1 protein-coding gene (only partly in view) is annotated in these 17,179 nt (G+C 51.1%); it reads left to right on the plus strand.

The annotated features are described in order from the left end of the window. Window positions 1–17,179: the 5' end (the start) of a non-ribosomal peptide synthase/polyketide synthase gene (locus tag NSS94_RS11760; protein WP_341039331.1), read on the plus strand. Its footprint extends 25,145 nt past the window's final position; 17,179 of the gene's 42,324 nt are visible here — the first part of the coding sequence; it begins with the start codon at window positions 1–3; the stop codon falls past the right edge of the window.

A 17,179-nucleotide genomic window follows, 5' to 3' on the forward strand; every position in this document is an offset into this window, starting at 1 on the left:
ATGACACAGCAAGATGTTCAATTGTTTTCCTTAAGCCAGCCACAGCAACGTATTTGGTATACGGAGCTTTTGTATCCTCATCGGAACACTTCAACAATTATTGCTACTGTAAAGATCAGGGGAACTGTTCGCATAGATGCCTTGCAGCAAGCAATGAATCGGGTAATTGCCCAAAATGATTCTTTTCGTATCAAAATTACTGCTCAGGATGGGATTCCATATCAATATGTAGAGCCATTTACGGCAGAAAGTATAGAAACGATCCAAGTTACCCCGGAAGAAGCGAATGTATGGTTAAAGCATCATAATCCACAGCCGTTCTCATTGTTGGATTCGCAGCTGTACCGATTTGTTATCTTGCAGCTCGGAACAGAAGAAACCTGGTTTAATTTTAAAATGCATCATATTATTTCAGACGGCGTGTCCATGAATCAGGCCATTAATGAAATCACAGGACATTATATGGATATTGTGCATGGTACAGGCCAAGATGCGCCGACCAAAGGCAATCCCTATCTGGATTTTATCCAGGTAGAGCAAAGTTATGAGCAATCAGACCGTTATCAAAAGGACAAAACGTACTGGACGGAAAAGTTTGCCGATTTGCCTGAGACTACAGGTTTGAAATCATATAACCCGCTGACACTGAGTACAGCTGCACGCCGGGAGAGCTTTATACTGGAACATGAGTTGTATCGTGGTGTTACGGCTTTTTGCGAAGAGCATAAAATTAGTATTTTCACGTTCTTCCTGGCGGCTCTGTATATTTATTTGCATAAAGTGACGGGGGAGCAGGACTTAACCGTGGGGACACTCTATGCCAACCGTACGTCTAAGAAGGAAAAGGATACCATCGGTATGTTCGTCAGCACCGTGGCTACGCGTCTGTTGGTCGAACCAGAATCCGAACTGCTGACCTTTCTGCAAGGTGTAGGGAAGGAGCAGGCGTCCATTTTGCGGCATCAGCGTTACCCGTACAACAAAATTATTCAGGATTTGCGTGAACAGCAAAGCAGCCTGGACATTCAGCGTCTGTTTGGTGCTTCCATTCAGTACCGCACCTTGAGTTTCTCCCGGTTTGATGAAGCGATTCAGCAGGTGGATAACGATTTCTGCGGAGATACGGTGAACGACTTCGATATTCACATGGTTGAAATGCTGGATGATGATAGACTCGTGCTGTATCTGGATTATCGTACCGAGCTGTTTAGTGAACAGGAAATTGCTCGAATTATTCGGCAATTTTTGAGTGTGGCGGAGCATATGGTGCAGGGCCCACACAAGCGGATACAGGAATTGTCGCTGATCAGTGAGGAAGAACGGGCGCAAATCGTCGACGTATTCAATGCTACAGCGGTGGAATATCCACACGAAGCAGGCATTCATGAGTTGTTTGAGGAACAGGCTGAACATACACCGAATCAGACAGCAGTTGTGTTTGGAAATGCCCGTTTAACTTATGGCGAACTGAATGTAAAAGCAAATCAACTGGCTCACACGTTGCGCGGACACGGTGTTACCGCCGAGCAAACTGTAGGTATCGTTGCTGAGCGTTCCACGGATATGATCGTCGGCATGTTGGCGATTCTCAAAGCGGGCGGTGCATATGTACCCATTGACCCTGATTATCCGGCTGAACGTGTACGTTACCTGTTGGAAGATTCGGGAGCGAAGTTGTTGCTGGTGCAGCGTGCAGAACAGCAACCGGAGGAATACACCGGAATCGTACTGGATCTGAGCGATGCTAAGGTGTACGCGGCAGAGGATGACCAAGGCTTGAATACCGTACATGGGGAGCAAAACGAGGCTTATCATGTGGATTATGCCGATTATACAAATCCGAAAAATGAGATTTTAAATGAGATTTTAAAGGAATCGTCCTCGTCTGTCGTAGACAGCACTGCTGGGACACAAGAATGGAAATTTGGAAACCGACTAGCTTATTTGATGTATACTTCGGGCACGACCGGACAGCCCAAAGGGGTTATGGTAGAACATCGCAATGTCGTGCGCTTGGTAAAGCATACAAACTATGCGCAACTGGGTGCTGACACGCGCATTTTGCAAACTGGCGCCGTTGTCTTTGACGCGTCCACCTTCGAAATTTGGGGTGCACTATTGAATGGTGGACAGCTCGTGCTGGTGAGTCAGGATGTTATTTTGGACGCTCCCAAGCTCAAGGAAGCCGTGCGCAACCATGGTATCACGACAATGTGGCTGACTGCGCCGCTCTTTAACCAGCTATCTCAGCAGGACTTGGAGCTGTTCGAGGGGGTAGAAGAACTGCTGGTCGGTGGTGATGTGCTGTCCGTACCGCATATTAACCGGGTGCTGGAGGCTTATCCGTCTCTGCGGATTATTAACGGCTATGGTCCGACGGAAAATACAACTTTTTCTACAACTCATGCGATTGCTGGAGTGCAATCAGAAGCGGTGCCGATTGGGCGTCCGATCCACAACTCCACAGCGTATGTTGTAGATCGTTCCATGCAGCTTCAGCCTGTAGGGGCATGGGGTGAGCTAATCGTCGGCGGTGATGGGGTGGCACGTGGCTACCGGAACCGTCCTGATTTAACGGCTGAAAAGTTCGTAGATAGTCCGTTCCGTAGCGGAGAGCGCTGCTACCGTACAGGCGATTTGGTTCGCTGGAATGAGGATGGAACGCTGGAATACAAAGGACGGATCGACGCACAGGTGAAAATCCGGGGCTATCGGATTGAGCTGGGCGAGGTGGAAGCGCAGCTCTTGAAGCTAGATGCGGTACAAGAAGCTGTCGTCATTGCACGTGAGGATGAGCAGGGACAGAAACAGCTCTGCGCATATGTAGTCACCCTTGTGGATATCGCGGCTAGTGAGTTGCGAAGCACCTTGAGCCAAGAATTGCCGGGTTATATGGTGCCGTCGTATTTTGTGCAGATGGAGCAATTGCCGTTAACACCAAATGGCAAAGTGGATCGTCGGGCGTTGCCGCAACCGGAGGGAAGCGTGGATTCCGGCGAGGATTATGTAGCAGCCCGTAATGAGGTAGAGCGGACATTGGTATCGGTATGGCAATCTGTACTGGGAATCGAACAGATTGGTGTTCTGGATAACTTTTTCCATTTGGGCGGCGACTCGATCAAGGCCATCCAAGTGTCTTCAAGACTGCTGCAAAATGGTTACAAGCTGGAAATGAGGGAGTTGTTCCAGTATCCGACGATTGCTGAGCTGAATGGACGGGTGCAGCGGGTGACCCGCGTTTCCGATCAAGGAGAAGTTAGTGGAACCGTGGCATTGACACCGATTCAACACTGGTTCATTGAACAGCAGCCATCCAATCCTGAGCACTATAACCAGGCTCTGATGCTGCATCGTGAGGATCGACTGGACGAAACGGCGCTTCGTCAGGCACTGCAAAGCATTGTCGAGCATCATGATGCTTTGCGCATCGTATTCCGCCAGAATGCAGACGGTGGGTATGAAGCATGGAACCGAGGCGTGCAAGAAGGAGAGCTGTATAGCCTCGAAGTGGTGGATTATACAAGGGAGTCTGACTTTGCTCATTTGCTGGAGAACAAAGCCAACGAAATCCAAAGCAGCATCCGTCTAGATGAAGGACCGCTGGTAAAGCTGGGTCTGTTCCGTTGCAACGATGGAGACCATTTGTTGGTAGCAATCCATCATTTTGTGGTTGACGGTGTGTCTTGGCGTATTTTGTTGGAGGATTTGGCAACCGGCTATGAACAGGCTTTACGGGGCGAGTCTGTCCGTTTGCCAAATAAAACGGATTCCTTCCGCCTTTGGGCTAATCAGCTGTCAGCTTATGCGAACAGCACAGCATTGGAGAAGGAGCGTGCGTATTGGGAGCAAATTGAGGAAGCAGGGAAAAGCCAGGCATCCTTGCCTAAGGATTACAATCGTAAATCTCAGGCCAAGCCACAGCTTCGCGATGATCGGACGCTGACCGTAGCGTGGACGGTAGAAGAAACAGAACAATTCTTGAAACAAGCTCATCGGGCCTACAATACGGAAGCAAACGACCTGCTGCTGACAGCTCTGGGCACTGCAATTCAGGAGTGGGCGGGCATCCGTCAGGTGCTTGTAAATCTGGAGGGTCATGGACGGGAAGCCATTTTGCCGGATATGGATATTACGCGCACAGTCGGTTGGTTTACCAGTCAATTCCCGGTTGTACTCAATATGGGCGAGGATCGGAATGTAGGACGGCGTGTCAAGAACGTCAAAGAAGGGCTGCGCCGTTTGCCGCATAAAGGGATTGGATACGGGATTTTGAGATATCTTGCTAGCGGTGAAGGAGAAGCAGCTTTTGTTGCCGAGCCAGAAATCAGCTTTAACTATCTCGGACAATTCGATCAGGATTTAAAGAATAATGCCTTCCGCATGTCTCCTTATTCCATCGGAGCTTCCATGAGTGACACGTTGACCAAGCGGTATGCTCTGGATATCAACGGCATGATCACGGACGGTGCACTGGAACTGACGATCAGCTACAGCAACAAAATGTTTATGAAAAAATCAATCAAAAAGCTGGCTGATCTGTTGCAGGAGGGCTTACGTGAGATATTGGCTCACTGTGTGGGTAAAGAGTTGCCGGAGCTGACACCAAGCGACTTGTCCTTCCAAGGACTGACGGCTGGAGAGCTGGATCATATTGTAGAGCAGACGGCTAATGCGGGAGAACTGGAAAACATTTATTCGCTCACACCCATGCAAAAAGGCATTCTGTTCCACGGCTTAATGGAGCCGAAATCCGGGGCGTACTTTGAGCAGGCGACATTTGATCTGCAAGGCAGCTTTCAAGTGGAGGCTTTTGCCGAAAGCCTAAATCAGCTGGTGGATCGCCATCAAATATTCAGAACGAATTTTTATAGCGGATGGAATGAGCAGCCTTTACAGGTGGTGTACCGTCACAAGCACGCCGGGTTCCGTTTTGAAGATGTACGTTCGATGGAACAAGGTGAGCAGGACGCATACATTGCTGATTTTGCTGAACGCGACAAAGCCGAAGGCTTTCATTTCAGCTCAGGCGAGCTGATGCGGGTGTCTATTTTACGTACAGGCGAGGAGTCGTATCGTTTTGTGTGGAGCTTCCATCATATTTTGATGGACGGTTGGTGCTTGTTCCTTGTTGTAGGGGAAGCATTTAATACGTACTTTGCCATACTCGAAGACCGCAAGCCGGAGCTCGCCCCGGTAACATCATACAGCGAATACATTGAATGGCTGGATCGGCAGGACAACGTGGAGGCTGAACGGTTCTGGAGTGATTATTTTGCTGGCTTTGAGCAGCAGACCGTATTACCGCAGGTAAAACAGCTGGACAGTCACGCTAAAGAATATGAAGCGGACAAGCTTTCGTTTACACTGGGCCACGAAGTGACGGAACGGATGAACAAGCTGGTTAAGCAGAAGCAAGTAACGGTCAATACCCTTCTGCAAGCAGCGTGGGGCGTTGTGCTGCAACGGTATAACAACAGTCGGGATGTTGTATTTGGCAGTGTCGTATCCGGCAGATCAGCGGATATTCCGGGCATCGATAAAATGATTGGTTTGTTCATTAATACGGTTCCTGTACGAGTTCACAGTGAGAAAGATATGACGTTTGCTGCGTTAATGAAGCAGATACAGGAGCAGGCACTGGCTTCCCGTGCCTATGAAACCTATCCGTTGTATGAAATTCAGGCCCTAACAGAGCAGAAACAGGACCTGGTGAACCATATTATGGTGTTTGAAAACTACCCGGTGGAACAGCGCATGGAGCAAATGGGCAGTCGTGGCACGAATGGCTTTACGATTGCAAATGCTTCCGTGTCGGAGCAAACGAACTATGATTTCAACATTACGGTTGTGCCGGGCGATGAAATTCATGTCCATTTGGAGTACAATGCGCGAGTATTGGAACGCACAGCTGTAGAGCAAATCCGCGAGCATTTGCTGCATATGATTGAAGAAGCGATTAACCGACCAGATGCGCTGGTAGATGAACTTGAGCTGGTGACTGCTGCGGAAAAAGCAAAAATCATCGATGGTTTTGGATCCGTGGGCGTAGCTGCATGGAGTGATGAAAAGCAATCAGAAGGGTTGTTCCACGTCTATGTGGAAGAACAAGCGCAGCTTGTGCCGGATCATGTGGCAGTGGTATACGAGGAGCGGCAGCTTACGTACCGCGAGCTGAACGAGCGTGGGAATCAACTTGCTCGTAGATTGCGGAATGAAGGCATTGGGCGTGAATCCATTGTTGGTATTTTGAGCGAGCGATCGGTGGACATGATGGTCGGCGTACTGGCGGTATGGAAGGCCGGCGGTGCATACGTGCCACTGGATGCAGATTATCCATCCGAACGTATCCGCTTTATGCTCGAGGACAGCGGCGCTACGGTGCTGCTTACGCAAACAGGTTTGCAGGAACGCGCGCAAGCATGGCTGGAGGAGAGCCGACAGGTCTTGGCCGGTGGGCAGTCTGAGGGCGAGTTGGAAATAGCGGCTGGCGCTGAAACGATGGAAAGAGGCAGCCTGAGTGAAGGCGTAAGTTTTAAATTAGATTCGAGTTCTGACAACGAAGAAGCATCCGAACCGGCAACAGGGCTGCGTCTGCGTACTGTATTGGCGCTGGACGATGAGTCGTTGTACACCGGAGATGCCACGGATGTGGAACCTATCAACGAGCCGCAGGATCTGGCATATGTGATCTACACGTCCGGTACAACGGGACGTCCGAAGGGTGTCATGATCGAGCATCACAGTTTGGTAAACACAGCTGTGGCATACCGACGGGATTACCGTTTGAACCAGTTCCCGGTACGGCTGCTGCAACTGGCAAGCTTCTCCTTCGACGTGTTCGTCGGCGATATCGCGCGGGCGCTCTATAACGGTGGCACGATGGTCATCTGCCCGAAAGACGACCGCATTGATCCAAGCCGTCTGTATGGCTGGATTCACGATTATCAGATTACGGTGTTCGAATCCACACCGGCTTTAATCGTACCGTTTATGCAGCATGTGCATGAACAGGGCCTTGACATGAGCAGTCTGGAACTGCTGATCACCAGCTCGGATAGCTGCAGCGTGACGGATTATCGGGTGCTGCAAGAACGGTTTGGCGCAGATATTCGCATTATGAACAGCTATGGCGTCACGGAAGCGGCGATTGACTCCAGCTTCTACGACGAAGAACTGTCAAAGCTGCCAAGTAGCGGCAGTGTGCCGATTGGTCAGGCATGGCTGAACGCACGCTTCTACATCGTGGACAGCCAGCTGAATCCGGTGCCGATCGGCGTACTGGGCGAGCTGTGCATTGGCGGTGCTGGAGTGGCACGTGGATACCTGAACCGCCCAGACCTGACGGCCGAGAAATTCGTGGCGAATCCGTATGTAGCCGGTGAACGATTGTACCGCACAGGTGACCTGGCGCGGTGGATGCCAGACGGCAATGTGGACTTTATCGGTCGGATGGACTACCAGGTCAAAATCCGGGGCTACCGGATTGAGCTGGGCGAGATTGAAACGGCGATCCAGCGGGTACCGGGTGTGCGTCAAGCCGTAGTCATCGACCGGACGGATGAGCGTGGACACAAGTACTTGTGCGGGTACATCACGGGAGAAGCTGAGCTGCGGATCGAGGAAGTACAAGCAGAACTGGAATCCGGGTTACCAGCGCACATGGTGCCAGCACGCTTGATGCGACTGGAGACGATTCCGCTGACCAGCAACGGCAAAATCGATCGCAAGGCCTTGCCGGAACCGGAGGGAAGCATCCATACGGGTGCAGCCTATGTGGCACCACGTACTACGGCAGAGCAAGTACTGGCTGCAGTGTGGGCCGGAGTACTCGGCGTGGAAGCGGTAGGCACGCAGGATAACTTCTTTGAACTGGGCGGCGATTCGATCAAAGCACTGCAAGTATCGTCCCGCTTGCTGCAAGCAGGCTATCGATTGAACATGAAGGATCTCTTCAGCAATCCGACGGTAGCGGCGCTCAGTCCTTTGCTTCGTACAGATGGTAAGATGGCCAGTCAGGAAGAAGCAGTAGGCAAGGTAGATCTGACACCCATTCAGCGATGGTTCTTCGAGCAGCAGCCTGCTGATCTGCACCACAGCAATCAGGCGATGATGCTGTACCGAGCTGGGCGCTTTGACGTCAACGCGCTACGCCGTACAATGGACCGTATTGTCCAGCATCATGACGCATTGCGCACGGTATTCCGTGAGATGGAGCAAGGCTATGCAGCTTGGAACCGCAGTGTAGAGGAAGGCGAGCTATACACGCTGGACATTGTAGATTTTAGTGGAGTTGAAGACGAATCCACCGCTGTAGAAGCTAAGGCGAGTGAAATTCAAGCCAGCATTCATTTGAGCGAGGGGCCGCTGGTGAAGCTCGGTCTGTTCCACTGCGCTGAGGGCGACCATTTGCTAATCGTCATTCATCATTTGGTTGTGGACGGCGTATCGTGGCGTATTTTGCTGGAGGATTTGGCATCCGGTTATGAGCAGGCTGTTGCAGGTAAAACAGGCACAGCTATTCGGCTGCCGCATAAAACAGATTCATTCCAGGTATGGGCCGAGCAGCTGTCGGCCTATGCGAATAGCGCGACGATGGAGCGGGAGCTTGCTTACTGGCAGCATATCGAACAAGCAGAAGCCAGTCTTGCGAAGCCTTTGCCGAAGGATTTTGCGAATGACAATGCACTGCTTGGGGACAGTGAGGTTGTGACGGTCCGCTGGACGAAGCAGGAAACCGAGCAGTTGCTCAAACAAGCTCATCGCGCATACAACACGGAAATGAATGACCTGCTGCTGGCTGCGCTCGGAAAAGCCGTATATGACTGGTCTGGTTCTGAACGGGTGCTGGTCAACCTGGAGGGCCATGGACGGGAAGCTATTGTACCGGATGTGGATATTACGCGGACAGTCGGTTGGTTTACGAGCCAGTTCCCGGTTGTACTGGATGGAAGTCTGGGACAAGGGGGGAATACGGCTCGTCTGATCAAACGGGTCAAGGAAGGGCTGCGTCATATTCCGCAGAAAGGCATCGGCTATGGTATTTTACGATACCTGTCGGATACGAATGTGCTGGAGAAAGCAGGCGTGCAGTTAAAGGCTCAGCCTGAGATCAGTTTTAACTATTTGGGCCAATTCGATCAGGATTATAAAGGCAATGATCTGGAGCCTTCCTCCTATTCCATCGGTGTGCCTGTCAGCACGAATGCGGCTATGGATTTTGCACTGGATATCAATGGAGTCATCGAGGATGGAGAACTGATTTTCACGATTCGCTACGGTACAACGCAATTCCGTCATGAGACGATTGCACGACTTGGAGAGCTGCTGGCATCCGGCTTGCGTGAGGTGATTCATCATTGTGTCGCTCAAGAAAGAACGGTGCTGACCCCAAGTGATGTCCTGTTAAACCATGTAACACTGGATGAGCTGGAGCAATTGGTGAAGGATACGCAAGATATGGGTGAGCTGGAAAATGTGTATGCTTTGACGCCGATGCAAAAGGGCATGCTCTTCTTCAGTCTGATGGATGAAAATTCGGCAGCTTATTTTGAACAGGCCACCTTTGAGTTGAACGGTCGTTTTGATGTGGTTGCTTTTGGTAAAAGCTTTGATCTGCTCGTGCAGCGTCATGAGGCATTGCGGACGAACTTTATCAGTTCATGGAAGGATGAGCCTGTACAGGTCGTCTTCCGCAACCGTAGCGGACAAATATATTATGAAGACTTGCGCGGACTAGAAAAAGAGGAACGAGAAGCTCGTGTTGAAGCTTTTGCCATCGAGGACAAAGCGAAAGGATTCAATCTCGCAGAGAATGCACTCATTCGTGTCTCCATTTTGCAAACGGGGGATGAAACGTATCACTTTGTTTGGAGCTTCCATCACATTTTGATGGATGGCTGGTGTTTGTCCTTTATGACACAGGAGGTATTTGGTAGCTATCTGGCACTGCGCGCGGGTCATGAGCCAGCACTAGAGCCTGTCACGCCGTTCAGTCGATTTATTGAATGGCTGGAACGTCAAGACCGTGAGGCAGCCTTGCAATACTGGCGTGGGTATCTGGCGGACTATGAGCAGCAAATTACGCTTCCCCAGCAAAAAACACAGCCGAAATCGATGCACACCGGGGAATATGTCGCTGAAGATCTGGATTGCGAATTCCAGCCAGAGTTGGTTGCGCAGATCGAACGGATGGCAAAACAAAATCAGGTGACGATCAATACGCTAATTCAAACCGTATGGGGCGTTCTGTTGCAAAAATATAACAACAGTACGGATGTCGTGTTCGGCAGCGTTGTGTCCGGTCGCCCGGGAGATATTCCAGGCGTGGAGCACATGATCGGGCTATTTATCAATACAATTCCAGTGCGTGTGCAGTCTGAACAAGGTGAAACCTTTGTCGAGCTGATGAAACGAACACAGCGGCAGGCGCTGGCTTCCAATGCCTACGATGCGTTCCCGCTGTATGAAATTCAAGCACTGACCGAACAGAAGCAGGATTTAATCAATCATATTATGATTTTTGAAAATTATCCGGTGGAGCAGCAGGTAGAGCAGTTGGGCAGTGATGGACAGGATAAATTTACGATTTCAAACGTGGTGTCTACAGAGGAAACCAACTACGATCTGAACGTCGTCGTGATGCCGGGTGAAGGCATCAAGATTCGTTTTATGTATAACACGCTCAGCTTTGATCAAGCAGGCATCGAGCGTTTGTATGGACATTTTGCACGTTTGCTGGAGCAAATTTCGCTCAACCCGCATGTTCGGGTGGAAGAGCTGGAACTACTCACAGCAGCAGAAAAACAACAGATTACAGCGGCCTTTAATGATACCGCTTGTGCATTTCCGTCCCATCAGACGATCCATCAGCTGTTTGAGGAGCAGGTGGAGTGTACGCCGGATCAGGTGGCATTGGTGTTTGGACATCAGCGTCTGACGTATCAGGAGCTGAATGAACGGGCGAATTCATTGGCTCGAATGCTTCAAGCCCAGGGAGTAGGACCAGACAAGCTGGTCGGTCTGATGGTACAGCGCTCCGTGGAAATGATCGTAGGTCTGCTGGCCGTGCTAAAAGCAGGCGGTGCTTATGTGCCGATTGATCCCGAATTTCCATCCTCTCGTATTGCATACATGCTGGAAGACAGCGAGGCCGCAGTGCTTCTAACCCGTCGTGAACTGGCAGAAGAACACCATTGCCATGCCAATACCCTGTTTCTTGAGGATGCCGCATTGTATCAGGGAGAAAGTAGCAACCTGGAGACGATTGCCCGCCCAGAACATTTGGCTTATGTCATCTATACGTCGGGTTCGACTGGAAATCCGAAAGGAGTTATGCTCCAGCATCGCTCGGTCCTCAACTTTATTACTGGGATGCGCGAAGTCATTGATTTTGAAGCGAGCCAAACCATGTTGTCACTCACGACCATTTCATTCGATATTTTCGTATTGGAAACCATTCTCCCCCTGTTGGGTGGAATGACGGTTGTGCTTGGCGACAGCCAGCATCAGGTGAATCCTCAGGCACTTGGTGAGTTGATTACTCAACATTCGATTGAGATGTTGCAAATGACACCATCTCGGCTGCAAATGCTGTTGGGTCATGAAGCAGGTTCCCGCGCGCTGCAAAGCGTGAAGGCAATTATGGTTGGGGGCGAAGCACTTCCATCCAAGCTGCTCGCAGCATTGCAAGAAATAAACGGTCCCCGTATTTATAACATGTACGGACCTACAGAAACGACGGTGTGGTCGACCGTGCAGGAACTGACCCATGCTCAACATATTAATATTGGACGTCCTATTGCGAATACACAAATCTATATCATGAATGCGAATGGGGAATTGCAGCCCGTCGGCGTGCCGGGCGAGTTATGTATTGCAGGGGAAGGCTTGGCCCGTGGGTATTGGAAACGTGAAGAACTGACGGCTGAGAAATTTGTAAATAATCCGTTTGCTGGTGGCAAGGCAGGCCATGAGCGGATGTATCGTACAGGCGATTTGGCAAGATGGATGCCGGACGGCAACATTGAATATTTGGGGCGGATGGACCATCAGGTGAAAATTCGGGGCTACCGAATCGAACTGGGCGAGATCGAATCGCAGCTGTTGCAGGTGGAGTCGGTGCAAGAAGCGGTCATCATGGCTCGTGGGGACGAAACGGGTCAAACACAGCTCGTGGCGTACTATGTGGCGAGTCAAGAACTGGGAGCCGGTGAGCTGAGACATGAGCTGGGACAAGAACTGCCAAGCTATATGATGCCGTCGTATTTCATCTGGTTGGAGCAGATGCCGCTGACACCGAACGGTAAAATCGACCGCAAGTCCCTGCCAGCACCGGAAGGCAATCTGCACAGCGGTGCGGATTATGTAGAGCCACGCACTGCACCGGAACGAGCGCTTGTAGCGGTCTGGCAGTCCGTCCTGGGCGTGCCAACCGTCGGTATGTTGGACAATTTCTTTGATCTGGGTGGCGATTCGATCAAGGCGATTCAGATTGTGTCCCGTGCGTTCCAGGCCGGCTACAAGCTGGACATGAAGGATTTGTTCCGCTATCCCATCGTCGCAACCCTGGCACCGCATATGCACGAGGTCAGTCGTAGGGCAGATCAGGGAGAAGTAAGCGGAGAAACGGCGTTGCTTCCGATCCAGCACGAGTTCTTTGCGCAGGAGCAAGTAGACGTGCATCACTTTAATCAGGCGGTGATACTGCACCGGGAGCAGGGTTTTGACGAGTCTGCTCTGCGTCAGGCGCTTGGCAAGCTGACAAAGCATCATGATGCTTTGCGAATGGTGTTCAGCAAGACCGAGCAAGGCTATCAAGCATGGAATCGCGGAATACAGGAAGGTGAGCTGTATCATCTGGATGTGGTGGACTTTACGAACTTGACGGATAAAGCCACGCTCAGCGCAGCCATTGAGGCGAAAGCCAGTGAAATTCAAAGGAGTATCCAACTGCATGAAGGGCCGCTGTTTAAAGCAGGTTTGTTCCACTGTGTAGATGGCGATCATCTCCTGATGGCGATTCACCATTTGGTCGTGGACGGGGTATCCTGGCGTATCTTGTTTGAGGATTTGGCTACTGCCTATGAACAGGCCGTTCATCAGAAAGTGCTTCAGCTGCCGGACAAAACGGATTCATTCCGTTCCTGGTCACAAAAACTTTCCGAGTATGCGAATAGCGCAGCCATGGACAGTGAACACGCCTACTGGGAACAATGGAACGCAGCTGCTTTGGCTGACCAAGTACGTTTGCCTGAGGATCAAGCGCAGGCCGAAACATTTACCTTAGCTGACACGGATACAGTGGCCTTCCAGCTTACGGAAGAAGAGACAGAAAGATTATTGAAGCAAGCACACCGTGCGTATAACACGGAAATGAACGATCTGCTTCTGACGGCTTTGGGCATGACGCTGTATACGTGGACGGGTCATGAACGCAGTCTGATTCATTTAGAGGGACACGGACGTGAGAACATTTTGCCGGATACGGACATTTCTCGTACGGTAGGCTGGTTTACGAGACCATATCCGGTATGGCTAGACATCGGTCGTGATCAGGCTTTGTCGGGATGCATCAAACAGGTAAAAGAAAGTCTGCGTCATATTCCGAATCAAGGAATGGGCTACGGAATCTGGAGATATTTGAGTGAATCCGGCCAAGCCATGGCTCAGCAAGCAGATGCACTGCATCTTGGTCAACATCAAGCTTTTGCCGAGCCACAAGTGAGCTTTAACTATCTCGGACAGCTGGATCAGGACTTGCAAAACAGCGATATTCGTATGTCTCCTTACTCGATGGGATCGGTCGTTAGTGACCGGACGAAGATGAAATATGCGCTCGATGTGAGCGGGATCGTAACGAACGGCATCCTGGAACTGGACATTCGGTATAACAGCAAAGCCTTCCGTAAGGACACCGTCCAAATGCTGGCTAATCTGTTGAAATCCAATCTGCTTGAGATTATCGAGCATTGTGTCACACGAGATCGGATCGAATTAACTCCAAGTGATGTACTGTTCAAAGGTCTGACCCTGGAGCAATTAGATACGATTAAGGAGCAGACCCAGACGGTTGGGGAATTGGAAAATGTATATCCGTTAACCCCCATGCAAAAGGGTATGCTGTTCCACAGTTTGATGAATGCAGAAACAGGCGTGTATTTTGAGCAGGCGACCTTTGATCTGGAGGGCCACTTGGAGCCTTCCCTATTCGAGGAAAGCTTGAAGCTGCTGGTGAGCCGGCATGCTATATTACGGACGAATTTCTATAGTGGCTGGCATGGTCAACCGTTGCAGATTGTCTATCGTCATAAAAATCCGAGCTTCTTTTATGAGGATGTCAGAGGGTGTGAACAGGCTGTAGCTGAATTTGTGGCCCAGGACAAAGCTCGAGGCTTTGATTTAAGCAAGGATGCGCTCATGCGTGTAGCTGTCTTCCGCACGGGTGATCGCTCATACCGTTTTGTATGGAGCTTCCATCATATTGTGATGGACGGCTGGTGCCTGTCCCTGATGACGGACGAAGTATTTGGTGCATATTTTGCCTTGCTGGAGAACAAGCAGCCAGAGCTCGAACCTGTCAAGCCGTATAGTGACTATATCGAATGGTTGCAAGATCAGGATGCACAGGAAGCGACCCGTTATTGGAGTGACTATTTGGCAGGCTTTGAGCAGCAAACCTTGTTGCCTGGTGAGAATGCGCAAGCTTCTGTAGCCGCACGGGATGAAGAACCAGACGGAAGTGGTGGAAGTTCAAATTCTGGCTATGTTTCGGAAAAGCTGCCATTTATGTTGGGTAAAGAACGGAGTGCCGCATTAAAGCAAATAGCCAAGCAACAACATGTCACGATTAACACCTTGCTGCAAAGTGTGTGGGGCGTTATTTTACAGCAATACAATAATAATCAGGATGTTGTGTTTGGTGGTGTGGTATCCGGTCGTCCGGCAGACATTCCAGGTGTGGAGAACATGATTGGATTGTTTATCAATACCATACCGGTTCGGATTCAAAGTGAACGGAATGCTACATTTGCTGAAGTATTGCAGCGCACACAGGAACAGGCTTTGGCCTCCAGTGTCTATGATACGTTTCCGCTCTACGATATTCAGGCACGGACTGAACAAAAACAAGACCTGATCAATCACATCATGGTCTTTGAAAACTACCCGATTGGGCAGCAGATGAAGCAGATGGGCGGCTCCGGTGAGACCAAGGCACAAACCGGCTTCTCGATTGCCAATGTGGCACTTACAGAGCAAACCAACTACGATTTCAACCTGATTGTCGTGCCTGACGAAGATATCTCTATCCTACTTGAATACAATGCGCTGGTGTATAACCGGTCTGCAATGGAGCGTATCCAGGGTCATATCGACCATGTCATCAGGCAAATCGTAGACAACCCGCATATCTGTGTGAATGAGCTGGCATTGGTGACAGCGGAAGAACAGGCACAGATCGTTCAGGTCTGGGGCGATACGGCGGTAGCCTATCCGCAGGATCAGACGCTAAGTGCGTTGTTCGAGCAGCAGGCAGCGAACACGCCGGATCAGGTGGCAGTGCTGTGTGGAGCGGAATCGTTGACCTACGCTGAGTTGAATGAGCGAGCGAACCGTTTGGCTCGGACGCTGCGTGCGGAAGGTGTTGAACCGGATCAACCAGTCGGTATTCTGGTCCGCCGTTCGCTGGAGATGATCGTAGGCATCTACGCGATCCTCAAGGCAGGCGGAGCCTATGTGCCAATCGATCCGGAATATCCGGCCGACCGCATCCGCTTTATGCTGGAGGACTCGGGCGCGAAGCTGGTGCTGACGCAAGCGCATCTGGCGGAGCAAACATCGCTGAGTTTCAACGGCCAGGTGCTGGTACTGGACCGCGAGAACATCTATCACGAAGATGGCTCGAATCTGGAGCCTCTGGCGGGGCCGCATCATGTAGCCTATGTCATCTATACCTCCGGCTCCACAGGAAAACCGAAGGGCGTGATGGTGGAGCATCATTCCGTGCTGAACCGGATTTTGTGGATGCATGATCGTTACGGCTTGAGTGCGGAGGATACGATCCTGCAAAAGACCGCCTTCACGTTCGACGTGTCGGTGTGGGAGCTGTTCTGGTGGTCAATGGTCGGCTCGAAGGTAAGCCTGTTGTCCGTGGGCGGGGAAAAGAACCCGGAAGAGATCGTGGACACGATTGCCCGCGATGGCGTAACCACGATGCACTTTGTACCCGCTATGCTGCATGCGTTTCTGGAGTACGTGGAGCAGCAGCCTCGGGAAGTGATGCAAGCGAAGCTGGGCACGCTGCGCCATGTCTTTGTCAGTGGTGAAGCTTTACCGCCACAGCATGTGGCCCGGTTCCAACGACTCGTGTCGAGCCTGACCGGAGCGAAGCTGATCAACCTGTATGGACCAACCGAAGCGACGGTGGACGTATCGTACTTCGATTGCGAGCCGGATGAGGAATATGCGGTGATTCCCATCGGGAAACCGATTCAGAATATTCGTCTATACATTGTGAAGGAAGGCACGGAACAAATGCAGCCGATTGGGGTTGCGGGTGAGCTGTGTATCGGCGGTGTCGGCGTAGCCCGAGGTTATCTGAACCGTCCAGAGCTGACGGCCGAGAAATTTGTGAAAGACCCGTTTGCCGGAGGGGAAGCCGGGTATGAACGGATGTATCGCACCGGCGATTTGGCGAGATGGATGCCGGACGGCAACATTGAATATCTGGGCCGGATCGACCATCAGGTGAAAATCCGGGGCTACCGGATTGAGCTGGGCGAGGTGGAATCGCAGCTGCTCCAAGTGGAATCGGTACGCGAAGCCGTCGTCATGGCTCGTGCGGATGAAACGGGACAAAAACAAATGGTGGCCTACTATGTCGCTGGGCAAGAGATCGGTGCCAGCGAGCTGAGAAGTGAGCTAGGCCGGGAGCTGCCAAGCTACATGGTGCCATCGTACTTTGTACAGCTGGAGCAGATGCCGCTGAGTCCAAATGGCAAAATTGACCGCAAGGCCTTGCCGGCACCGGAAGGCAGCCTGCAAACTGGAGCTGATTATGCAGAGCCGCGTACGGCGCAAGAACGCGCACTGGTAGCGGTCTGGCAGTCGGTACTGGGGCTGCAGACAGTCGGTATTTTGGACAATTTCTTTGATCTAGGCGGCGATTCCATCAAAGCCATCC

It is taken from the genome of Paenibacillus sp. FSL L8-0644, assembly GCF_038008165.1.
Classification (GTDB): domain Bacteria; phylum Bacillota; class Bacilli; order Paenibacillales; family Paenibacillaceae; genus Paenibacillus; species Paenibacillus polymyxa_D.